Origin of the sequence: Capnocytophaga genosp. AHN8471, assembly GCF_016806945.1 — a bacterium.
Taxonomy (GTDB): Bacteria; Bacteroidota; Bacteroidia; order Flavobacteriales; family Flavobacteriaceae; genus Capnocytophaga; species Capnocytophaga periodontitidis.
In genome coordinates, this window is record NZ_JAESPJ010000018.1 from 1 (window position 1) to 22673 (window position 22673).

Below are 22673 nucleotides of genomic sequence, written 5' to 3' on the forward strand. Positions count from 1 at the left end.
CGACAGTTAGTTGTATAGGGTGCAATAAGGGGTCGTCTATAGGAATGGTTACTTCTTTTTTGATTGAGGTATAGAGGAGTGCAGCCTCGCAAGCTCCATTACCACTTTCTTCTGTGGTGTAATACACCATTTTTGAGGTAGGTACAAATGATAGTTTTTCATTGTTTTGCAACTTTAAAGTATAATCAAAAGAATCGTTTTTCTTCTTTCCTTGTGGTAACAAAAAAGTATGTTCTACCACCCCTTCTGGTAACTGAAATACTTTTTTCACGCCTCCTAATGAAAATATAGGAGTAATACCTTTAGGTAATTGCACTTTTAAATACGATTTTTCACCCGTTTGGAATGTTTTATCTTTTGTATTTATTATAGCCTTGCCTTTATATAGTACTTCATCAGTTATTTTTCCAGTTATTTTTCCTTTTTGGTAGGACAATTTGTTTAATACTGTATAGTTAGAAACTATCTTTTTAGTTATTTCACTAACTTGAAAGAAACCTTCAGTTGAGAAATCACTTCCCCAATAAACTTGATATTGTATAGGGGTTGATGAAAAACAATTGTCAATCTCATATTCTTGAGCGAGAGAGAGTTCAGCATCCTCTTCTTTTTTCAATAGTTTTACATTTATTTTGTACAAATACAATCCTTTTTTAGCAAATTCTTTAGGGACTGCTGTTTCAGGAGTGAGCAGATGGTAGTTAAGTCCTTTTTTGTAATAAAGAGCTTTGTTTTTTATGTTATCGGGATATTGTATAGACAGGTAAAACTCCTTTATATAACCCTCACCTAGATTTTTCACAGTCAATCCTCTTCTATTTTCTCCTTTGGAGCCTACCTCTATAGGATCTATTGCTGTGGTTAATTTTGGGAATTTGAGCTGGTAAAATTCTGAGGTTTGTTTTTCTACTGTTTTACCTCCAAGTATAGCTTCTACTACATCACTATAATTTACATTGGCTTTTACTTGTTTATTAAAATTTCTATGAATTAAAATTTTCACAACACTTTCGGGGGCAGCTGTAATTATAAAAATAGGTTGATTAGCTGTAGAAGTTGTTGTTTTTTCTATCTTGACAGAAGTTTTTTCTTGTTGAGGTATTTCTATTTTTGAATAGCTTATCCCTTCGGGAAAAGAAACTTTTAAGCCCACTGAGGTCTCTCCTTTAGGTATTTTTATTTCAACCACTAAAGGAGTGGCAAACTTTGACATAGCAATATGAATAGATGTATTAACAGTGAGTTTATTGATAATATTCTGGCTATGAACAGTGCTTATTAAAAAGAAAAGCAGTAGAGTGTTCATAAATATTTGCATTTTCCTACACATTTTCTCGTATCATTTAATAAATACGGTGCAAATATAGGAATTTTTCATTAACAAAACAACAAAAAACATTAAATATTTTTTATCAATATTTAACAAGTATTTTTTAATCAACGATAAACTCTACGCGTTTATTAGCCTGATGTTCTTCTTCGGTACAAGGTACCCCTTTTTCACAACCATTTACCAACTGGGTAGCCCCATAACCTTTGGCGGTGATACGATGGGAAGCAATCCCTTGTTTGATAAGCCATTGTTCAATAGATTTGGCTTGTGTTTCAGTGAGTTCTCTGTTGTATTTATCGTTTCCTCTACTATCAGTATGTACTTTTACAATGATATTTAAGGACGGGTTTTCTTCTAAAAAAGCGACTATTTTAGCCAATTGTACAGCGGCATCTTTACGGATATTAGTATGACCAAAATCGAAGTGAATATTATCAATATTGAATATATTTGCGAGATTATCACCTTTGTTCACCTCAAAAACATTAGGGAACAAGGTATATACTTTTTGTTGAGCTGTAGTTAAAACAATAGGCTGACTCATCAGTTCGTAGTTAGGTTTTTGTATTTCGATATAGGCTTCTTGGAAGTTAGGATATATTTTATTAACAGAAAAGACGAAAAATCCATTTATATCGGTAGTATCGGTGAGAGTTTCGCCATCAGCATTTATCAAGAGGATTTGTGCCCCCTCTACTATAGTTCCTTTCTCGGCATCAGTAACTAATCCCATTAAATCATTAGGGGTAGTATTGGGATGTTTAGTAAAAAGCAATTGCATTTTATCATCAAAGATATTCATTTGCTTTTTAGCTTCACTATTTTTATTAGTTTTTTGCAACAATACAGCATAGCGATAATGCTCTATAGGTTCTAATTGATAACCTATACCTCTCATCAATTTTTGGTAGTATTTAAGTGCTTGCGCCTCGTTATGAGTACTGTAGTAGTAGTTCGCTAAACGCGTAACTACTTCTTGAGTTTCATAACCACACTCTACTACTTTTTGATATAGTTGAGCAGGAATCACTTGAACTTGGGCTGTAGCCAAAGTAATATTGACCAATAACAGCCATAAAACTTTTGTTTTCATATTATTATATCTTTCTTTCCGACTACAAATATACAAAAAATAAATGAAAGTTGTATCTATAAAAGTAAAAAACACCTCTAAAAGTATTAATTTAGAGGTGTTTTTTGAAAAATTTATTAAGGTAAGCCTTATACTTTTAGAAAAGTATGTAAGTTAAACCAAATGTTGCATGACTTCCAAAGAAATTGTTAAACTCATTAATGTTTACCTTAAATTCATTAGAAGCTTCTCCATCTTTTGGTTTAGTAGTATTGAATGATACTACATCAGCTAAACCAAAGTTAATAGCAAGTTTAGGAGTAACAAAATAATTAATACCTAACCCAGCTCCTACACCAAAAGTTGTTGCTTTAGCTTTATCTGTACCACTTCCCGTTTGAAGAGAAGAAAAATCTAATGCTACATTTCCTTGTCCATAGACTTTAAAACGTTGACCTAATTCAAGGAAATAATAACGTCCAAAAAATCCAAAACCAAAATTATTACTTTTGCTTGTTTGGTTTCCTGCTACTTTAATTTTTTCACTACCAACGCCAATTCCTAATCCTACTGCAAATTTATCGGATAAGAAATAACCTGCTTGAGGTGTAAACTCAAAAGTGTTAGTTTTTTTCTCAGTACCACTTGTATTCTCAGTTACTGAACCAAGTTTCAAGTTACCTTCTAAAAAAAGGTTACCTTTTTTAAAGCCAAAATCGCCGTCTTGAGCTGAAGCAATGCCAAAAGCAAATACGGCCACTAATGATAAAATGATTTTTTTCATCGTATAAATGTTTTTAGTTAAAATTTATAAGGCAAAGATAAATCTTATTTTTATATCTACCAAATAAAATGTGAAAAATTTTACACCTTTTTTATAAAATGTTTGAGATACAACATTTTAGAATTACACAATAATTATTTTTTTTTACATTTTTTAATAGGCTTTAGCAAATAGTACACGTTTAGCAGAGGGTTTACCAGAGTAAATGCACACGCCTGCTTCTTCTTTGGCATCCAATGGAATACAACGTATTGTCGCTTTAGTTTCCTCTTTGATACGTTCTTCGGTTTCGGGGGTACCATCCCAGTGAGCTGAGAGGAAACCGCCTTTAGTTTCGAGCAATTCCTTAAACTCATCATAGCTATTTACCTCAGTAATATGAGTGTTGCGGTATTCTAATGCTTTCTTGTAAATATTGTCTTGTATATCCTCTAACAGTTGCTCGATATGAGCAACAATTTGGTCGCCAGCTACTGTTTCTTTGGTAAGTGTATCGCGGCGGGCTACTTCAAAGGTATTGTGTTCTATATCACGTTGCCCTACAGCTAAGCGCACGGGTACCCCTTTAAGTTCGTACTCGTGGAATTTAAATCCTGGTGATTGAGTATCGCGATCATCGAATTTTACACTAATACCGCGTTTTTTAAGTTCTTCGACTAAAGGTTGGATGTGAGTGCGCACTTTCTCTAATTGTTCTTCACCTTTATAGATAGGTACAATCACTACTTGTATAGGAGCTAATTTAGGAGGTAAAACCAATCCGTTGTCGTCACTATGGGTCATAATCAAGGCACCCATTAAGCGGGTTGAAACACCCCAAGAGCTCGCCCATACGTATTCTTGTTTACCTTCTTTGGTAGCATATTTCACTTCAAAGGCTTTGGCAAAATTTTGACCTAAGAAGTGTGAGGTTCCTGCTTGCAAGGCTTTACCATCTTGCATCATTGCCTCTATACAAAATGTTTCATCAGCACCTGCAAAACGCTCACTTTCAGTTTTTAGTCCTTTTATCACAGGCACTGCCATAAAGTTCTCTACGAAAGTAGCATAGACGTTCATCATTTTTTCAGCTTCTTCAAGAGCTTCGGCTTTGGTAGTGTGAGCGGTGTGTCCCTCCTGCCATAGGAACTCAGCAGTACGCAAAAACAAGCGGGTGCGCATCTCCCAGCGCACTACATTTGCCCATTGGTTGATGAGTATTGGCAAATCACGGTAAGACTGAATCCAGTTTTTATAAGTACTCCAGATAATTGCCTCGGAAGTAGGACGTACAATTAGTTCTTCTTCTAATTTAGCTTCGGGGTCTACTATCAATTTACCTTTTTCATTAGGGTCGGTTTTGAGACGATAGTGGGTTACTACCGCACATTCTTTAGCAAACCCTTCAGCATTTTTTTCTTCAGCTTCAAAATAACTTTTGGGAACAAATAGCGGAAAATAGGCATTGGTATGCCCCGTTTCTTTGAACATACGGTCGAGTTCTGTTTGCATTTTTTCCCAAATAGCATAGCCATAAGGTTTGATTACCATACAGCCACGCACGCCTGAAGTTTCGGCTAAATCAGCTTTTACAACCAATTCGTTATACCATTTAGAATAGTCTTCACTACGTGATGTTAAATTCTTGCTCATATATTTTTTAAACTCTTTTATAGATTAGCAGTTCTTCTTCTTGTTTTTGATTTGTGAGGAGTAACGTTAGTATGCTTTGTTTTGTAGTAATACAAACATTTTTCTATGTAAAAATCATTTTGATTGCGAATGAGCCCCGCTACATTATCGTTGAACCAAATTTCGGCTAAACTCGCTTTGAGATATTTGGAAATATCGGCTATATTTCTGTTAAAATCTATTTGGATACGCCTATTTTTCAAGAAAGCGGCAAAGGCTTTTAGCATTTCTTTTGATATTTTATAATCGGTGATGAAATACGCTTTAGAGGGTCGTCTGTTTTGTGATGGATGTTTATCTAAATACTCAAACAAAAAGAAATTGGTAAGCCCCGAATTGAGTACCTCGTTCACCATATAAGTTTCGGGTTTCATATCTATAGGGACATACACATCGGGGTAAATTCCTCCACCTCCATATACCACTTTCCCTTTAGGAGTGATAAACTTCAATGAATCGGGGATAGAAGCTTCATCTATTTCAAAACTTCGGCGCTGGTGGCGCAAGTTATAAGGTTTTTGGATAGAACGCCCTGTAGGGGTGTAGTAACGGGCAGTGGTGAGACGTACTGCTGAACCATCGGGTAAGGGCATTTCGCTTTGTACCAATCCTTTACCAAAAGTTCTGCGCCCTACAATCACTCCCCTATCGTTATCTTGCAAAGCTCCCGCTACAATCTCACTGGCAGACGCACTATTTTCGTTTACTAAGACGAATAGAGGTTTATTTTCAAAAAGACCGCCATCGGTGGCATAAGTTTCTTCAATTTCTTTGCGATTGTTTTTAGTAAATACAATCATCTTGTTTTTATGCAGAAACTCATCGGCAATTTGTATACCTACATTGAGAAAGCCTCCAGAATTGTTTCGCAAGTCTAAAATCAAACTGTTAATACCTTCTTTTTCTAAGGCTTTCAAAGCAGATGTAAATTCATCGGTAGTGGTTTCGGCAAAGCGATTCATACGAATATAGCCCAATGTATCATTCACCTTGTAGAAGCAATCTATACTCCTAATAGGGATAAACTTACGCTCTATAGACAATTTGAAAATACTATCACTGCTTTTGCGGTAGATTGTCAAATCGACTTTAGATTCCATTTCACCTTTAAGGATATTTTTGATTTTATCGGTGTTTAAATGTTTTTTAAACAGCGTATCACGTCCAGCCATCAAGATACGGTCGCCAAAGCGGATACCTTTGTGCATTGCATCGCTCCCCTCAACAGGTTTGATTACAGCAATTGTATCATTATACATATAGAAGCTAATGCCTACGCCAACGAACTTACCACTCATTGTTTCGGCTACCTCTTGAATATCGTTTTTAGAGATATAGGTAGAATGAGGGTCTAACTTGCGCAAAATGCTATTAATTGTAAGATCGACGATACTATCGGTATTTACCTTATCCACATAATCTTCCTCAATATAGTCTATAAGTTTACCGAGTTTTACCTTATAAGGATTTTCGGGTACCGTATCTATATCGGTGATAGGCATAGGCACGGGAGGAGGCGGTTTGGGAATATAAAAGTTCGCTAACTGACGACCTAATATAAGCCCCAATGCCAAACTTAAACCTATAAGAATTGGGAGTATGTAGTGTTTGTTTTTCATTAAATGATATTATTTGCCAAAGGCATTTATTCCGCTGTGTAGCCAAGAGCTAAACTTTTCTACGTCGGGGGTATAACCTACGGGGGGTACTAAGTTTTGTTCGTCGTGCCCCATTAACACGTATAGGGGTTGTGAGTTAGAATGGTAACGCAAGGCTTGGAACTCACTCCATTTTTGCCCTATTGTTTTTATCATTTTACCTTCTCGTATTTTAGAAGGTTTTACTTCATTTTCGGGCAGCTCGTTTTTGTCATCAACTAATAGTGAGATGAGTACTACCTTATTTTTCAAGATGTTCAGTACTTCAGGTTTGCCCCATACATTATCTTCCATCTTACGGCAGTTCACACACGACTTACCTGTAAAATCTAATAACACAGGTTTCCCTACTTGTTTGGCATATTCCAATCCTTGCTGGTAATCATTAAAGGTTACAATGTCATAAGGTTGGAATAAGTGAGCACCTTGTGGCAATTCTTCAGAAGAGGTAACTGTTGTAGCCGTATTGCCTTTGTGTCCCACACCGTAAGGAGATTCGCTGTAATATTGTGGAGGTGGAAACCCGCTGATAATACTTAAAGGGGCACCCCATAAACCAGGGATAAGATATACAGTAAAGGATAAACTTACCAACCCCAATAATAGTCTGCCTACTGAAATACGGTCGGTAGCATCGTCGTGAGGCAAGCGTATTTTTCCAAAAAGGTAGAGCGATAAAGCTCCGAAAATGGCAATCCATATAGCGATAAACACCTCACGTTCTAACCAATGTAAATCCCAAACCAAATCGGCTATGGAGAGGAATTTGAATGCTAACGCCAATTCTAAAAAACCTAATACCACTTTTACGGTGTTCATCCAACCACCTGATTTAGGCAAGGAGTGCAACCAACCAGGGAAGGCTGCAAACAAGGCAAAAGGTAAAGCAATAGCCAATGAAAAACCAAACATTCCCATAATAGGAGCTATCCCCCCTTGTGAAGCTGCTTGTACTAATAACGAACCTACAATAGGGCCTGTACACGAGAAAGATACTATGGCTAACGCCAACGCCATAAAGAAAATTCCGATAAAACCACTGCGGTCGGCTTGGGCATCAATCTTAGTACTCCACGAGCTGGGCAAGGTGATTTCGAACGCACCTAAAAACGAAATAGCAAATACTACCAATATCAAGAAAAAGATAAGATTAAACAAGGAGTTACTCGCTAAAGCGTTTAGCACATCTGCCCCAAAGATAGCTGTTACTACCGAACCTAATAATACATAAATCACAATGATAGAAATACCATAACTTATTGCATTTCTGATGCCTTTAGCTTTTGTTTTGCTCTGTTTGGTAAAATAGCTCACCGTCATAGGTATCATAGGAAAAACACAAGGAGTGAGCAAGGCAGCAAAGCCAGAAAGGAAAGATATAAAGAATATTGTCCACAGACCTTGATGTGAGATAGGGGTAGTAGCAGGAGCTTTTGGCGTTGTTTGGCTTACAGTAGTTGCAGGAACTGTATTATTTGCATCGGTGTTATTACCAAAAGTAAACTGAGGAGTTGCCCCTTGGTTAGCTGTAGCTGTTCCTGAAAGGAAAAATTCTAAATCCACAGTATCGGGAGGCAGACAGTTGCTATCGTCACAACTCATAAACTCAACTTCTGCTTTGATAGAGATAGAAGTAACTTCACCCAATAGTTTAATGCGTTGTTTGAAGACTGCTTGTCTATAGAAATAAGCAATTTCCATATCAAACACCTTATCGTGTTTTACAATAGGTTTAGATTCTTCAGTTTTTCCTACCAACTCAAAAATAGGATCTTGGGTATATTTAAATGAAGTAGGTACCGGTCCGTTAGGCGGGATATTTTGTCCGTAGAGTTTCCAGCCTGCCTCAATGGAAGCTGTTGCTACCAAATAATATTCGTTATCGTTGATTTTTTCAACCGCTGTTTTCCATTTTACAGGGTTGTGTATTTGAGCATTTGCTATAGTTGAAAAAGCAATAAGCAGTAATGTAATGAGTTTTTTCATTCAGTCGTTTTATTTAAGAGTGCAAAATTACAACAAAATAATGATTTGTACAACATTTAAAAATCTCTCAAATTTTCAAATATTTCTTCTTTTTCTTTTATGGTCAGAGAAGTGAGTTCTCCCAAGATATTGAAAGCATCCCAAATCTCTTCTCTTTCCAAAGTATCGATATGATGTTTCTCATCTATTTCATTGAAAATGGCTATGAAATTTTCTAATGTTTTCAAAGCTTCGTCCTTATCTTTGTTAGCTGATAGTTTTTTATAAGCATCAGTATATGCCTTCATTGCTTTTTTAGCTACCGAAGGTTTAGTACCCTCTCTGCCATCCCAGTCTCTTAAGGGATTATCTAAGTTGGCTTTTATCCATTCATCAGTACGGGCTTGTTTAATATCCAGCTCATCAATGCCTTTAAACTCTTTTTTAACCTTATCGGCTACTACTTTGGGTACAGACCATAAGGTGATAGAGCTCAAATTAGGCATTTCAGTTTTCTTTACAAAACTATCAAAATCATAAAGATTTGAAAGCCAAAGTGATTCCAAGTTTCGTAACTTAGTCAAGGCTTCTACGTTTTTTAAAGTGGCATTCTCTCCGTTAATCATCAAGTACTCTAATTTAGGGAAAGCATCAGCAATTTCGGCTATATCTACACTATAATTTTTATCAGAAAATATATTGAGAGATCTAACTTCTCGAAGCCCTTTGAACTTTAGATAGCCACTATTAAAATTTGAAAAGCGAAGGTGCAAAAGTTCTCCCTCAAAAGGACATACAATTTCTTTAATTGCTGAAAAATCACCAAGCGTACAAAGCGTTTGTATATAGCGATTTAGCACTATTTTTTCTATATGACTATCTCGTATGACTATCGAGTATATACCACTTGCTGAAATATCAACAATTGCCTCATTGACTTCTTCAAGTTCTAAATCACTTACTTGTTGGTTTTCTTTCAGAAAAGACTGTAGTTGAGCATCAAAAATACAACTTTCAACCTCATAGGCAAGAGGCTTTTCTTGTAATAAGGCAGTGTAAAAATCCTTATTCTCACTATGAGTGATCTTTATAGTTTTGTTTCGAGGTCTCTGTTCTTTAAAGCTATTTTTAAAATCATCTGGCAATTGATTCCATTGGTATTGCAAAGAAAATTGCTCCATACCAGAGGTATTAAAATGTTCATTTGTAGGGGTTTCAATAGGTGTGCTATTACCTATAAAAATAGGATTGAAAGCCCATAACTCACCTGTGTAGAGGTAAAAATTTGTTGTATGCCAATAGTGGTGGTCTAAAACAAAGGGGTTAGCCTTCTTCAGGGCATCAAGTGTGGGAACTTCTTTGCTGAAAATATCTAAAAGAACAGCTATGGTTCCTCTGCTATCATCTTTTACAACTATCTGTGCCGACACGTAAAAATTCCATCTCTTTAAGTAGAGAGAATATATATCACCTATTTTCAGTTCGTTAGTATTTTTCATATCAATATAGTAAAATCCATAGTTAAATAATTTAACGTGAGTTCAATATAATTAATCACTTAACAATCAGCAAAATATTTTTAATCTCCCACAAAGCCAGCGAGGGCTCACAGCTGGGTATGTGAACACGAATTTACACGAAATTTGGGACTGCATAAAACTCTTCACTTTATATTATCTCACGAATTTTCACCTTACGGTGAATTATTTTGTGAATATATTGTGATACTTTAAAAGTAATTGATTATCAAGGCAATCAACTTTGCCAAAGGTCGTAGCACGACGAGCAATTAAAACTCTGGCAGAGTGTAGCGATGCAAAAGGTTTATAATAGTAGGGCTAATTGCCTTTAGCCCCTACAACATACCTAAAAAGCGAGCCTTGCCATATAGAAGCCATCGTAACCTGATTGATGTGCAAATATCACTTCTTCAGCTTCTAAGCGAAAATCTTTTCCGGCTTCCGAAGCTAAGAATTTCTCTACTTGTTGATGGTTTTCACTCGGCAATATAGAACAAGTTGCATAAACGAGTTTGCCTCCTTTCTTGAGTAATTTACTATATTGTTGCAAGATTTCTTGTTGGGTAGCACGTATCTCGTCTAAAAACTCAGGGCGTAATTTCCATTTGGCATCGGGGTTACGGCGCAATACTCCCAAACCACTACAAGGGGCATCAATAAGTACACGGTCGGCAGTGCCTTGCAAGCGTTTGAGCTGTTTAGGGTCTATCAGTTTGATTTCTATGTTGAAAGCCCCATTGCGGCGCGCTCGGCGTTTGAGTTCTTGCAACTTCTGCTCATAGATATCCATTGCAATCACCTGACCTTTATTTTGCAATAGGTTGGCTATATGGAGCGTTTTGCCTCCTGCCCCAGCACAAGTATCGATTACACGCTTCACGTTGCTATCTATCATCATAAAAGGAGCAACTTTTTGAGAGGAAGCATCTTGCACTTCAAAGAGACCATCGGCAAAGGCTTGAGTTTTAAAGATATTGCCGCGTTCTACTAATTGCAACGCATTAGGATAGTCACGCAAGGGATAAGTAGCCACTCCTTCTTGTTGTAAAAACTGTTGCAAGCGTTCTAAAGAAGTTTTAAGGGTATTGACACGCAACACTACAGGTGCTAAACTATTGAGAGCGTGGAGTTCGTTATTCCAAAGGGTTTCGCCTAACTCTTGTATTCCCAAGGTATCTAACCAATCGGGGACTGATTCGCGGAGTTTTCTCACCTTAGAAAGCTCATCAAACTTGCCTTTGATACGACGGGCAGGGGTATCCTCAAAGTAATTTCCCCAATCGGGCAAAGTAATACTTTTTAGGGTTGCCCACACGGCAAACATACGGCGCAGGTTATGTACTGTAAAGGGTTCGTGTACTTCGGCTATTTCGGCATAGAGGCGTTTCCAACGCACGATGTCATAAATAGTTTCGGCGATGAAAGCTCTATCGCGAGCGCCCCAACGTTTATCTTTTTTGAGTTGTTTTTCAACTACTTTATCGGCATATTGCCCTTCATTGAAGATAAAGGTAAGCCCCTCTATCACGGCATCAACTAAGTTTCTGTGTAATTTCATTATACTAAAAATGAGACGGCAATTTTTTTATTACCGTCTCTTTTTTGAAGGGCGAATTACAATTCGCCCCTACAATATGATACAAAAGTAATTCTAATTTATTTAATTAAAAGAGCTGAGCAGTAAAGGTAAACAAGAAGTTACCATAAGTAGATTTGATTTGAGCATTATCAGTAAGTACACGATCGTACATTTGGTATAGGTTAGTTTGTTTAGCAATATCATAAGAGGCATCTAAACGAATACCACCTAAAGTAACTCCTGCTCCAAACGAATAACCTGTAAGGTCACCTACAGTAGCTATAGCTTTGCGATATGGACTTTGCTCGTAACGATAACCTGCCCGAAGGCTTACATAGTTAGTAGTTGCTGGATTATCTTTGAGCAGTTGGAAAGGAATACGGAACTCTCCTCCTATGCGCAAAGTAGAAGTGTCACCTAAATCATTATTGAAAGCTGTGTTATAGCCTTTCATATTATTACTTGTGTATTTCAGGTTTTCATAAGCTTTATAAGTATAATCTACACTCAGGATAGCTCTTTTCATTATAGTATAAGCAATACTTCCCGTCCAAGCGCTGGGGGTGCGGAATTTATATTCTCGTTCGTACCAAATTTCATCACCATAGCGATTTATAAGGTCTATATCGGTATCCATTTCCTTCCCAGTATTTGTATTGAGTACTGTTGCTTTCAATTCTTGGTGAGATTCTTCTTTCATTGTATACCACGTAGGTGATTGGTAACTAACTCCTAAACGCAAATTTTCAGTAGCTTTTATAATTGTTCCTAATTGTAATGAAAAGCCCTCTCCTTTTGTATTGATATATTGTTGATGATTTGCATAGCGCAAAAATGGATTAGCTGCTTGAAAATCATTATCTCTTAAACTATAAAAAGCTTTTTCATTGATATTGTGAAAATTCAAGTTTAACCCTAAGTTAATAAAATCACCCAACTGTGAGGCAAAGTTGAAATTATACTTATTAGCATAACCAGAACGCTCTACTTCATAGAGCTGTAATCGTTCTAAAGCATCGCCATTTGCGTGATAGGCAGTTTCAGTAGCAGCTCCAGAGTTAGGCGATATCACCTGACTTAAAATTCCTAAATAAGCCATTTGAGCTGCATAACCTTGTCGTTTACCTAATGTAGCGAAGAATTCTCCTATATCTCTTTGATTATTTGCTGTAACGCGGTCGGGACCACCAGAAAAAGTGCCTAAAGGAAAAGGATTTCCGTTGTTGCCATTTGTAGCATAATCAAAAAAGTAGTTATCTATTCCTCGACGATTATAGGCTGAATAAGAGAATTTATCATTATCTAACACTTTTGTTTGTAGATAATTAAATCCGAAGCTTATTTTTTTCCAAGTTTCTGAAACATTAGGTAGTACAAGCACTATTCCAAAATGATTTAGATTAAAATCATTTTTTGTTTGTTTACTACTTCTATCAAGAAAAGTAATATTTCTCTTGTGATTATTATTAGTTAAAGAAAATGAAATTTCTGATCCACTAAAAATAGTACTCCCCGCAGGATTGACATTAATAGCTGAAAAATCACCTCCTAATGCTCCAAAAGCACCACTCATAGCTTTAAAACGAGCTGTTCCTGTAAGATCTTCTGTTCCATAACGAAAGATATCGGTATATTCTTGTGCTTTTACATTAGCTACTAACAAAGAAGCTCCTAAAAATAATATGTAATTAATTCTTTTCATTTGTTTAATAGTATTTATCGACGGTTAGAACTTCTGTATCCTTCATTAGAAGAAGAGCCACTACTATAATTACCTCCTCCACTACTGTAATTACCACTTCCCGAGTTACCATAGTTAGAACTTCTAGCAGAATTCATTCCTGAGTTCATAGAGTCGTAATTTCTTCTGTTTTCATAACCTGTAGGAGGTGTATTGTATTGTTGTTGATTTTGGTAAGAGGGTCGTCCGCTATAATTATTGTTGTTATTGTAGTAACCTTGACTTTGTGAGCGATTATAAGAGCCTCTACCTTCTTCATAACGATTAGCATTACTTCTGTAATTGTCATCTCTTATAATAGCGCGCCCTCTACCACTATATTCTCTTCCATAAGAGCCTTCAGGTTCATAATAGTAATCTCTTGGACGGTAATAGTAATCATAATATCCTCTGTAATAAGGATAATAACCGTAAGGATAGCCATAATAAGGATAATAGCCATAACTATACCCATAATAAGGATAATAACCATAATAAGGGTAGTAGCCATAGTAAGGATAGTAGTCACCATAGTAGTAGTAATTATCCCAATAAGGATCATAATAGTTACCCCAGCCCCAGCCTAAGGATATACTCCAACCAGAACGATAAGGACGGTAGTATGGATAATTATAATATCCATAGTAAGGGTTTGTCCAACTGTGATTGTAGACATTTACATTCACTTGTGAAGGGTTAGAACCCCAACCGCCATAAGAAGAAGTTCCTGAAGCATAGGCATTAGAACGGTAGCTATTTACATCGGTAAAATGGGTAAAACTGCTATCGACAGCAGGATTTTCATACTGTTTGGCTTTATCTCTAAAATAGCTATTATAACCATTGTCGGCATAGCGATTTTCGGGTGGATAATCATAACGTTGAGGAGGCATTTCTCTCTCTACATAACGTGGCCTTTCGGGCACGGGGTCGTTATAAATGCCATCGGCATAGTAGTAGCCGACGCAAGAAGTGAATGTGAATGAAACTACGATTGCCAAGACAAGTTGTTTCACTACACTTGTAAGTTTTGCATTCTTTTTCATAGTCATTTTTATTTTAGTTAATAGAGATGAGTTAATAGTTTATAGTCACAAATCAATTTTTATGCCAAATTCTTTTTGTTTTCAGTCTTCAGTTTTCACTTCTTTGAGCTGAGTTCCCCAAAAAAGAACTTTCTCTCCAAAAGTTTCGGCAGCTTGTTGTAAAAGTTGAGGGATAGTATCTTCAATAAAATGCATTAACTGAGCCGGAGATGAGGTTTCGCAATGTACTGCATAATGTTTTTCGGGAGCGTCTAACAGTTTAAATACTCGTACTTTTTCTATAGTTCCTGAGGTTTTTACTATTGGTAAATAAACGGATTGCAGCCAGTCTTGCCAAGATAAAAACACCTCATCATTCACTACCATCGTTAAATTGTATACATACATAACTGATTTATTTTTTGCAAAGATAAGAATTAATTTGTAACTTTGCCGGCAAATCACCAATAAATTAAAAACGTATGGCAAGCATTCGCATTTTAAAAAAAGAGATCAACTATGTGTTGGGAGATATCATTGACGCTGTGTATTTCACTGGCAAGATGGGCACTGAAGAAGGTAAAGCTCTTGTAGGAGAAATACTAAATGATTTTGACTCACTTATTGATAAAGTAGCTGATAAATCAGTAGAAAACAGAGGCGCTCATCTCAAAAAAGTAAGAAGAGAGTTTGAAGAAAAAGCAGCTATCTTGATTGGAAAACTCAACGCCTTAGCGTAATTTCACTTTGCTAAAGTCGTAATCTACCTTTAGCAAAGTTTTAATTTAAAAAAGAAAACAATAATGAAAAAAACTTTACAATACATTCTTATCAGTGGTGGTGTAGTACTGCTTTCAGGGTTCTTAGTAAACGCTATGTCGGTTAAGAAAGAAGACCAGAATATTTTTGAGCAAGCTGAAGCTGAACTAACTGAAAATCCTCTTGCTGTTGAAGATGCTGCTCACCACAAAGATGATTTTTTTGATAATTATAGAGTTTACGCTATTGACTTACCTGAAAAGTTAGATTTTGCAGGTGAAAAAGTGCCTATGGATGACCCTGATGTATACGAACGATTAGACCGAGAATTTCTCGTAAATGTTTATTGGCAGTCCAACAGTTTATTGTTATTCAAGCGCGCTAACAAATATTTCCCCATTATAGAGCCTATACTCAAACGCAACAATATTCCTGATGATTTTAAATACTTAGCTGTTATAGAAAGCGGGCTCACCAATGCTGTATCGCCCTCAGGAGCTAGTGGTTTTTGGCAGTTTATGAAAGCTGCCGCCCAAGAGTACAGTTTAGAAGTAAGCGATCAAGTAGATGAACGTTACCACTTAGAAAAAGCGACACAAGCAGCTTGTGATTACCTGAATAAAGCTAAACGTAGTACGGGTTCGTGGACAATGGCGGCAGCTGCCTACAACGCTGGTGTAGCAGGAATGAATAAACAGACTACTTTTCAGCAAACAAACAACTACTACGATTTGTACTTAAACAGTGAGACTTCGCGCTATGTATTCCGTATTTTGGCAGTTAAGGAAATAATGAAACACCCCAAAAAGTATGGATTCATTTTTGATAAAAAACACTTATACAACGAATTTCCTACTTATAATGTAATGGTAGATAGCACCATAGAAAATCTTACTGATTTTGCTAAAAGCCAAAACGTAACTTACAAAGAGTTAAAAAATTACAATCCTTGGCTACGCGATAGAAAACTTGACAACAAAGATGGCAAAACCTATTACATCAGGATTCCTAAAAAATAGGAATTAAGAGTTAGAAATTAGAAATTTGTAAGTTTTCTAATCCCTTTTCTTTGGGGGCAAATTGTTGTAATACTTCTGTATTACCATTGGCAAGCCAAAGGTGTTGTGGTATTGCTGTTGTATCTTCGTTGAGCAAATGGTGTTGCAACAGTATATTTCTCGTTTGTTTAGCAACAGCATAGCCCGAATCTATAACTTTGATATGAGCTGGAATGAGTTGTTGTATCTGTGGTAACAAATAGGGATAATGGGTACAGCCCAATACTAAATAATCAATTCCTAAGGCGACCATTGGCAAAAGGTGGCGGCGCAACAATTGAGTCATTTCGGGGCTTTCTATACGTCCTGCTTCTATAAGGTCTACCAGCCCCTCGCCTACTTGTTCTATAATTTCGACTTGTTCTTCTTGTTTTAGATGCTCGCTTGTTTTGGCAAAAAGATCGCTCGCAAGAGTGCTACGGGTAGCTAAAACCCCTATTTTTTTTGTTACACTCTGTAAACTTGCTGGTTTGATAGCAGGTTCGATACCAATAAAAGGCACATCCTTATACTTATTCCTCAAATATGAAATTGCATTAGTAGTACCAGTATTACAAGCTACTACTATAATTTTAGCTTTTTGAGCCAACAAAAATTGAGTATTGGCATCACAGAGTGCTATGATTTCTTCCTTAGTTTTTTCTCCATAAGGAGCATTCTTATTATCAGCTAAAAAGAGAGTACTTTCATTAGGCATTAGGGCATTAACTTCCTTCCAAATAGTAGTTCCTCCTACCCCTGAATCAAACAAACCTATAGGAGCAGTACGAAATGTAATCTCATTCATTTTTCTATTATTTTATATCTATGATAGTGCAAAAATAGAAAAAAGTGTTCAGATAGAGAACACTTTTTTCTGTAAAATAAAACCATTTGTAATATGTAATTCTTCGATTAGAAGCCTAATTTCTTTTTCACACTGCTGTAGAGGTCTTCACCAGTAGCAACAATCACGCTTGAACCAGCACTTGAATCTAACACATATTGCAAGCCTTTTTCTTTAGCGATATTTTCGATAGCAGTTTTTACTTTTTTAAGCAATGGTTCTACGAGTTCTTGTTGTTTTTTTTGCAAGCTTTCAGCAGCTGTTTGTTGAGTTTTACGGATATTTTCTTCCATTGTTTTTATTTCCTCAGATTTTTTAAGGAACTCAGCCTCTCTTGCTTTTCTTTGAGCTTCGGAGAGAGCAGCATACTCATTGTCGTATTTTTGAGCTTTAGCTTGCAATTCTTTGATAGCAGCTTGAATGTCGTTCATATAGCCTTGCTCTAATTTTTTTAACTGAGCTTCAACTGACTTTCTTTCAGGCATTTCTTCCAAGAGTTTTTGCACATTTATATGGGCAACTTTCACTTGTGCAGTGAGCATTGTAGTAGCTCCAAAAAATAGAGCCAATGCAATCATCAATGTTCTAATGTTTCTCATCATCTTGTTTGTAATATTAGTTATTTTAAAATTTTTACTTAATTTGTAGTGCGCGTTTGAGTTCGCACTTCTTGTTGTTTTTGCAAGCGTTCTGCTTGTTCTTTTTCGCGTTGTGCTTTTAGTGCTTCACGCTCTTGTTGCATTTTCTGTACACGCTCAGCTTGTTCTTTTTCGCGTTGAGTTTTTAAAGCTTCACGCTCTTGTTGCATTTTCTGTACGCGTTCTGCTTGTTCTTTTTCGCGTTGTGCTTTTAGTGCTTCACGTTCTTGTTGCATTTTCTGCACACGTTCTGCTTGTTCTTTTTCGCGTTGAGTTTTTAAAGCTTCACGCTCTTGCTGTGCTTTTTGCTGGCGTTCCGCTTGTTCTTTAGCGCGTTGTGTTCTAAAGGCTTCGCGTTGTTGTTTCATTTCCTCTGTTTTGCGCAAACGCTCTTGTTCATACTGTACGCGGCGTTCTTCACGTGCTTTTTCGGCTTCTTTGCGTTTTTTCACACGTTCTTCCACAAACTCAAAATCATAACTTTCTTTCAAGAGTTCTGCCATATCCTTATTACGGTCGGCAGCATTATCTTTTTTCTTCAAGGCACGGAGTACTACTTTGCTAAGATTGTGTTGTTCATTAGAGAACAACATAGTCGCATCGCTTTTTTCAAATATAAAGTCGTACTTACGCATTTTTCCTATTTCTTGGACTATATTGAACACTTGGTCTTGAATAGGTTTGGCGAGCAAGAACTTTTGATTGATATACTCTCCATTTTTAGCGTCAAATTTCTGTTGTTTATAAGCATTGAGATTATATTCCATCAAAGCGATTTCCTCTTCCTTATCTTTTATCAATTCGGGGGTGAGCAAAGCTTTTTCAGCTTCTAACTTATCTTTTTCAGCTTGTATTTTAGTTTGTCGTTTTTCTATTTCTGCCTGCCATTGTTCTACTTGCAATGCAAACTGTTGGTTTGCAACCTTGTAGTCTTCCAAATTAGCCAAAATATAGTCCATATCCACATAGCCTATACGTGAAGGCTTCTGTGCGAATGAAAGTGTTATTGTTGCCAATAGCACTACAAAAAGAACTGGTAACTTTTTCATAGAAAATATCGTGCCAAAAATTAGAATTGTTGTCCAAAAATGAAATGGGTTTGCCAACCACTGCGGTTTGTACTATTGGCCGGATTATCAAAACCATAGCCAAAATCAATACCTAACATACCGAATTGAGGCATAAAGAGTCTCAATCCTAAACCAGCAGAACGCTTGAGTTGGAAAGGATTAAAGTTTGAGAGACCATCGTGTACATTACCACCTTCGGCGAAAGCTAACCCATAGATAGAAGCCATTGGTTTTAGGGTGATAGGGTAACGCAACTCTAATGAGAATTTATTGAATACAGTTTCACCACTATCAGAGGAGAGAGCATAATTCTCATAACCGCGCATTTGTATGTTCTCACGACCATCCATAGAATAATAACCTAAGCCGTCGCCTCCCATAAAGAAGCGTTCAAAAGGTACTATACCGCGATTGTTGTTATAAGCACCGAGATAACCAAAATCGGCACCAAATTTCAATACAAACTTACTATACAAATTAGTGTACCAAGCTGAAGTGAATTTGAGTTTATAGAATTCCAACCAACGGAAACGTTGTTGGTCTATAGAGGCTATCTTATCACTATCGTTGTTAGCAATAGCTTGTGTACGTTCGTCTAACAATTTAGCATAATCCACTCCATTGAACAGAGAGTAAGGAGGAGTAACCTTTGCACTGATGTTGAAACTACTTCCCGTCATAGGGTAGATAGGGTTAGGGCCACTAGAATTACGCGATAGAGCAATAGTGTAAGCAAATGAGTTAGACGAACCATCTTTGAAAGTAAAGAGTCCTAAATTAGGATAGTCTTTCAAGTCGTAGTGTTTATAGGTGAGAGTGTGAGCTATTTGGAAATAGTCGTCGGGGACTCTAAGTCGTTTTGCCAAACCGACGTTAAACTCGGTGATGTATACGCGGCGGCTTTTATCGACATCATAACTTCTGTAACTATAGCCAAATTGTTCAGTACGGCTAAAGGATACTGAGAACTGCACTGGCTGTTTACCTCCCATCCAAGGTTCGGTAAAAGAGAATCCATAAGTGCGATAGTATCTACTCACTTGTAAGCTGAGTGATAAGCTTTGACCATCACCCATAGGTACAGGTCGGTAAGCTTTTCTATTAAATATATTTTTGATAGAGAAGTTGTTGAATGACAGAGCTACTGTTCCGATGAAAGAGCCTCCCCCATAACCACCTTGTAATTGTACCTGACTTGAACCTGTTTCGGTGAGGTTATACTCGATATCTACTGTTCCTGCATTAGGATCGGCGTTTTTAAATTCGGGGTTGATATTTTGTGCATCGAAGAGTTGCAACTGTCCTAACTCACGTACGGTACGCACAACAGCATCCTTACTATATAAGTAACCAGGGCGGGTACGCAATTCGCGATAAATCACATAGTCGTTAGTTTTTTCGTTACCTTTTACTGTTATCTTATTGAAATAAGCAGGTTTTCCTTCTACGATACGAATTTCAAAATTGATAGTATCGTTGACCACTGAGGTTTCTACGGGGTGTACTTGAGAGAAAAGATAACCACTATTTTGGTATAAGTTGGTAATATCTTCGGCATCGGGTTTGGTATTGTCCTGCACACGTTTTTTAAGTAAGACTCCATTATACACATCGCCTTTTTTGATTCCTAAAATTTGGTTAAGTACACGGTCGTTGTAAACGGAGTTTCCAAGAAATCGGATATCACCAAAATAGTAACGTTTTCCTTCTTCCACAGCAATATTTAAACTCACATTACCGTCTTTTTCTTTAATAAGAGAATCACTTACTACACGGGCATCTCGGTATCCTTTTTCTTTATAGAAATCGATAAGATTCACGAGGTCTTCATCGTAATTCTTTTTAACATATTTAGAGCGTTTCCAGAAACGACCGAACTGTATTTGTTTAGTTTTTTTGAGTTTTTTGCGCAACTTAGCAGAAGTGAATTGCTGGTTGCCTTCGAAAACGATTTTGTCTATTTTTACTTTGTTACCTTTATCGATATGTATAAGCATATCGACTCCGTTTGCATCGGTAGTATCTATTTTAGTATCAATAGTTACTTTAGTATTTAGGTAACCGTCTTTTCGGTATTTATTGGTGATATAGTTTCGGGTATTTGCAATCAAACTCTCATTTACTTTCACACCTTTTTTAATATCGGCATCTTTGAGGAGAGTTTCACCTTTTTTCTGACTAACACCAGATATTTTCACATCGACGAGAGAAGGAGTTTCTCTAATAGCTAATTCCAAAAATACAGTATCACCTTCTACCTTTTTAATATAGATATTGATATCGCTAAACAACTTATAGCTCCATAGTTTATGGATAATAGCGCTAAATTTTTCACTGGGAATTTCGATTACATCGCCCACTTTCAAGCCAGAAGTAGTGAGGATGGTTTGTTCGTTATAACGTTTAGCACCAGTAACTTCGATGCCTCCTATGGTATATTTTTTTCCTTGTCCTAATGATATTCTTTCTTCTTCTTGTGCATTCACAAGGCTTACCAAAGCCAAAAAGGCGAGTAATATAATTTTTTTCAGCATAGTTTTACGTAAGTTGTTCGCTTGTTTTTCCAAATCGTCTTTCTCTATTTTGATAATTAAGGAGCGCTTCCTCTAAGTGTTTTTTAGTAAAGTCTGGCCATAGAACCTCAGCAAAATAGAGTTCGGCGTAGGCTATTTGCCATAACAAAAAGTTACTAATGCGGTATTCACCACTGGTACGGATGAGCAAATCTACATCGGGTAGATTATTAGTATACAAATGTTGTTGTATAGTTTGCTCAGTGATTTCATTGGAGGTTAGGGTACCATTTTTCACCTCAGTGGCAATCTGTTTAACAGCGGTGAGCAATTCCTCTCGTGCTCCATAGCTAAGGGCTAAGGTAAGGATAACCCCCGTGTTGTTTTTTAGTTTATCAATAGTAGCGAGCAATGTTTCACGGGCTTTGGGTGGAAAGCGGTCTAAATTGCCTATTGTATTCAATTTTACATTGTTTTTCAGTAGGTTTTCCATCTCTTTTTTTAAGAACTTCACTAATAGTTCCATTAAGGCTTTTACTTCTAAGGCGGGACGGTTCCAATTTTCAGTAGAGAAAGCGTATAAAGTAAGATAAGGGATTTGATGTTCAACACAATATTCCACTACTTGCCTTACTGTTTGTACACCTTTTTCGTGACCGAAAGCTCTGAGCAAACCTTGTTTTTTTGCCCAGCGCCCATTGCCATCCATTATAATAGCCAAGTGTTTCGGGTATTTGGTTATTTCCATTTAAATTTCACTAATTTCTACAATAACAAGGCCATTCTCCAAAAGTATAGGTAAGAGTGAGTCCTGAAAGGGTATACCAATCATAACTTCTACCTATATTGCCAAAAACAAAGGGGCGGTTTTTAGGAGCTGTACCATCTAAGTTGTTGGTAAGGGTAAAGTGGAACATCACCTCACCTGCCAAGATCAATCGGTTTGTAATTTTAGCTTTTACGCCAAAAGCTACAGGTACGGCAAAATCAAAATCTCGTCGTGAGGTATCAATAGCGTCTGTAGGTTTAGGGTAAGCAGGATCAAAATACAAATCGTCGTGCCAAAATCCTGTAATTCCTCCAAAGATATAGGGGGTAATGGGGCGATCGAGCAGGTTTTTGATTTTGTAGCTAAAGAAATGCCATTCGACACCAGCAGTCATATCGGTAACATCGGTACGGAAGGCAAACTGACGATTGCGTTTCCCTGGGATATCTGATTGAGCATCATTACCACTGATAACTGTTTTAGTAATCTGCACACGAGCAGACATACGTTCGTGGAAGTTCCATTTGAACAATCCTCCGAAAGCAAATTCATTAGGGTAGACGTAGTGAGTGCGACCAATATCAGCAATAGGGTTACTTCCTCCTAAGAAGACCCCTAACTCATATCGCTGTGCTGAGGCGAGTTGCGCCACCAATACTATAAATACGATGTATAACTTTTTGTACATATATACTATTCTATGCAAGGCGCAA

The 22673-nt window shown here is 36.9% G+C and carries 19 protein-coding genes; 2 read left to right on the top strand and 17 right to left on the bottom strand.

Going from position 1 to position 22673, the window contains the following annotated elements; genetic code table 11:
- The 11 genes from JMN12_RS07995 to JMN12_RS08045 all read right to left on the bottom strand — a co-directional run.
- A partial coding sequence (locus tag JMN12_RS07995) for a hypothetical protein (protein ID WP_203138489.1) occupies positions 1-1306 on the bottom strand: 1306 nt, incomplete at its 3' end.
- A gap of 127 nt (positions 1307-1433) precedes the next feature.
- Complete coding sequence (locus JMN12_RS08000) at positions 1434-2426, bottom strand: OmpA family protein (protein ID WP_203138491.1); 993 nt, start codon at positions 2424-2426, stop codon at positions 1434-1436.
- 136 nt (positions 2427-2562) lie between these two features.
- Positions 2563-3189 (bottom strand): outer membrane beta-barrel protein, encoded by a 627-nt coding sequence (locus tag JMN12_RS08005; RefSeq protein ID WP_203138493.1) that lies wholly within the window; start codon positions 3187-3189, stop codon positions 2563-2565.
- A gap of 153 nt (positions 3190-3342) precedes the next feature.
- A complete protein-coding gene (gene proS, locus JMN12_RS08010; RefSeq protein ID WP_203138495.1) occupies positions 3343-4821 on the bottom strand; it encodes a proline--tRNA ligase in 1479 nt (492 codons plus the stop codon).
- 17 nt (positions 4822-4838) lie between these two features.
- Positions 4839-6479, bottom strand: a complete 1641-nt coding sequence (locus JMN12_RS08015; RefSeq protein ID WP_203138496.1) for a S41 family peptidase — start codon at positions 6477-6479, stop codon at positions 4839-4841.
- 9 nt (positions 6480-6488) lie between these two features.
- On the bottom strand, positions 6489-8504 hold the full coding sequence (locus JMN12_RS08020) for a protein-disulfide reductase DsbD family protein (RefSeq protein WP_203138497.1): 2016 nt from the start codon (positions 8502-8504) through the stop codon (positions 6489-6491).
- 56 nt (positions 8505-8560) lie between these two features.
- A complete protein-coding gene (locus JMN12_RS08025) occupies positions 8561-9982 on the bottom strand; it encodes a hypothetical protein (RefSeq protein ID WP_203138498.1) in 1422 nt (473 codons plus the stop codon).
- Positions 9983-10349: 367 nt separating this feature from the next.
- A complete protein-coding gene (locus tag JMN12_RS08030) occupies positions 10350-11561 on the bottom strand; it encodes an RsmB/NOP family class I SAM-dependent RNA methyltransferase (RefSeq protein ID WP_203138499.1) in 1212 nt (403 codons plus the stop codon).
- A 106-nt stretch (positions 11562-11667) separates the two neighbouring features.
- Positions 11668-13284, bottom strand: a complete 1617-nt coding sequence (locus tag JMN12_RS08035) for an OmpP1/FadL family transporter (RefSeq protein ID WP_203138504.1) — start codon at positions 13282-13284, stop codon at positions 11668-11670.
- 14 nt (positions 13285-13298) lie between these two features.
- Entirely contained in the window at positions 13299-14348 is a 1050-nt protein-coding gene (locus JMN12_RS08040; RefSeq protein WP_203138506.1) for a hypothetical protein, read from the bottom strand.
- Between the two features lie 81 nt (positions 14349-14429).
- Complete coding sequence (locus tag JMN12_RS08045) at positions 14430-14735, bottom strand: DUF4286 family protein (RefSeq protein ID WP_203138507.1); 306 nt, start codon at positions 14733-14735, stop codon at positions 14430-14432.
- 74 nt (positions 14736-14809) lie between these two features.
- Here JMN12_RS08045 and JMN12_RS08050 point away from each other — a divergent pair, with 74 nt between their 5' ends.
- Positions 14810-15067: a hypothetical protein gene (locus JMN12_RS08050; protein ID WP_203084356.1), complete on the top strand. Its 258-nt coding sequence runs from the start codon at positions 14810-14812 to the stop codon at positions 15065-15067.
- A gap of 63 nt (positions 15068-15130) precedes the next feature.
- Entirely contained in the window at positions 15131-16105 is a 975-nt protein-coding gene (locus JMN12_RS08055) for a lytic transglycosylase domain-containing protein (protein ID WP_009412811.1), read from the top strand.
- A gap of 10 nt (positions 16106-16115) precedes the next feature.
- Here the strand turns inward: JMN12_RS08055 and murI are convergent, their stop codons facing one another.
- From murI to JMN12_RS08085, 6 genes are all read right to left on the bottom strand, one after another.
- A complete protein-coding gene (murI, locus tag JMN12_RS08060) occupies positions 16116-16931 on the bottom strand; it encodes a glutamate racemase (RefSeq protein WP_009412812.1) in 816 nt (271 codons plus the stop codon).
- A 107-nt stretch (positions 16932-17038) separates the two neighbouring features.
- Positions 17039-17572 (bottom strand): OmpH family outer membrane protein, encoded by a 534-nt coding sequence (locus JMN12_RS08065; protein WP_009412813.1) that lies wholly within the window; start codon positions 17570-17572, stop codon positions 17039-17041.
- 35 nt (positions 17573-17607) lie between these two features.
- Positions 17608-18657 carry an OmpH family outer membrane protein gene (locus JMN12_RS08070; protein ID WP_088593950.1) on the bottom strand — a complete coding sequence of 350 codons (1050 nt, stop codon included), beginning with the start codon at positions 18655-18657 and terminating at the stop codon, positions 17608-17610.
- 20 nt (positions 18658-18677) lie between these two features.
- A complete protein-coding gene (locus JMN12_RS08075) occupies positions 18678-21212 on the bottom strand; it encodes an outer membrane protein assembly factor (protein ID WP_203138510.1) in 2535 nt (844 codons plus the stop codon).
- Between the two features lie 4 nt (positions 21213-21216).
- Positions 21217-21939 carry an isoprenyl transferase gene (locus tag JMN12_RS08080; protein WP_203138512.1) on the bottom strand — a complete coding sequence of 241 codons (723 nt, stop codon included), beginning with the start codon at positions 21937-21939 and terminating at the stop codon, positions 21217-21219.
- A gap of 10 nt (positions 21940-21949) precedes the next feature.
- Entirely contained in the window at positions 21950-22648 is a 699-nt protein-coding gene (locus tag JMN12_RS08085; protein WP_198466940.1) for a DUF6089 family protein, read from the bottom strand.
- Positions 22649-22673 lie beyond the last annotated feature (25 nt).

Excerpts from the sequence above, each read along its gene's own strand:
- JMN12_RS08000 (WP_203138491.1), bottom strand. The coding sequence starts at position 2,426 with ATGAAAACAAAAGTTTTATGGCTGTTATTGGTCAATATTACTTTGGCT.
- JMN12_RS08005 (WP_203138493.1), bottom strand. The coding sequence starts at position 3,189 with ATGAAAAAAATCATTTTATCATTAGTGGCCGTATTTGCTTTTGGCATT.
- proS (WP_203138495.1), bottom strand. The coding sequence starts at position 4,821 with ATGAGCAAGAATTTAACATCACGTAGTGAAGACTATTCTAAATGGTAT.
- JMN12_RS08015 (WP_203138496.1), bottom strand. The coding sequence starts at position 6,479 with ATGAAAAACAAACACTACATACTCCCAATTCTTATAGGTTTAAGTTTG.
- JMN12_RS08020 (WP_203138497.1), bottom strand. The coding sequence starts at position 8,504 with ATGAAAAAACTCATTACATTACTGCTTATTGCTTTTTCAACTATAGCA.
- JMN12_RS08025 (WP_203138498.1), bottom strand. The coding sequence starts at position 9,982 with ATGAAAAATACTAACGAACTGAAAATAGGTGATATATATTCTCTCTAC.
- JMN12_RS08030 (WP_203138499.1), bottom strand. The coding sequence starts at position 11,561 with ATGAAATTACACAGAAACTTAGTTGATGCCGTGATAGAGGGGCTTACC.
- JMN12_RS08035 (WP_203138504.1), bottom strand. The coding sequence starts at position 13,284 with ATGAAAAGAATTAATTACATATTATTTTTAGGAGCTTCTTTGTTAGTA.
- JMN12_RS08040 (WP_203138506.1), bottom strand. The coding sequence starts at position 14,348 with ATGAAAAAGAATGCAAAACTTACAAGTGTAGTGAAACAACTTGTCTTG.
- JMN12_RS08045 (WP_203138507.1), bottom strand. The coding sequence starts at position 14,735 with ATGTATGTATACAATTTAACGATGGTAGTGAATGATGAGGTGTTTTTA.
- JMN12_RS08050 (WP_203084356.1), top strand. The coding sequence starts at position 14,810 with ATGGCAAGCATTCGCATTTTAAAAAAAGAGATCAACTATGTGTTGGGA.
- JMN12_RS08055 (WP_009412811.1), top strand. The coding sequence starts at position 15,131 with ATGAAAAAAACTTTACAATACATTCTTATCAGTGGTGGTGTAGTACTG.
- murI (WP_009412812.1), bottom strand. The coding sequence starts at position 16,931 with ATGAATGAGATTACATTTCGTACTGCTCCTATAGGTTTGTTTGATTCA.
- JMN12_RS08065 (WP_009412813.1), bottom strand. The coding sequence starts at position 17,572 with ATGATGAGAAACATTAGAACATTGATGATTGCATTGGCTCTATTTTTT.
- JMN12_RS08070 (WP_088593950.1), bottom strand. The coding sequence starts at position 18,657 with ATGAAAAAGTTACCAGTTCTTTTTGTAGTGCTATTGGCAACAATAACA.
- JMN12_RS08075 (WP_203138510.1), bottom strand. The coding sequence starts at position 21,212 with ATGCTGAAAAAAATTATATTACTCGCCTTTTTGGCTTTGGTAAGCCTT.
- JMN12_RS08080 (WP_203138512.1), bottom strand. The coding sequence starts at position 21,939 with ATGGAAATAACCAAATACCCGAAACACTTGGCTATTATAATGGATGGC.
- JMN12_RS08085 (WP_198466940.1), bottom strand. The coding sequence starts at position 22,648 with ATGTACAAAAAGTTATACATCGTATTTATAGTATTGGTGGCGCAACTC.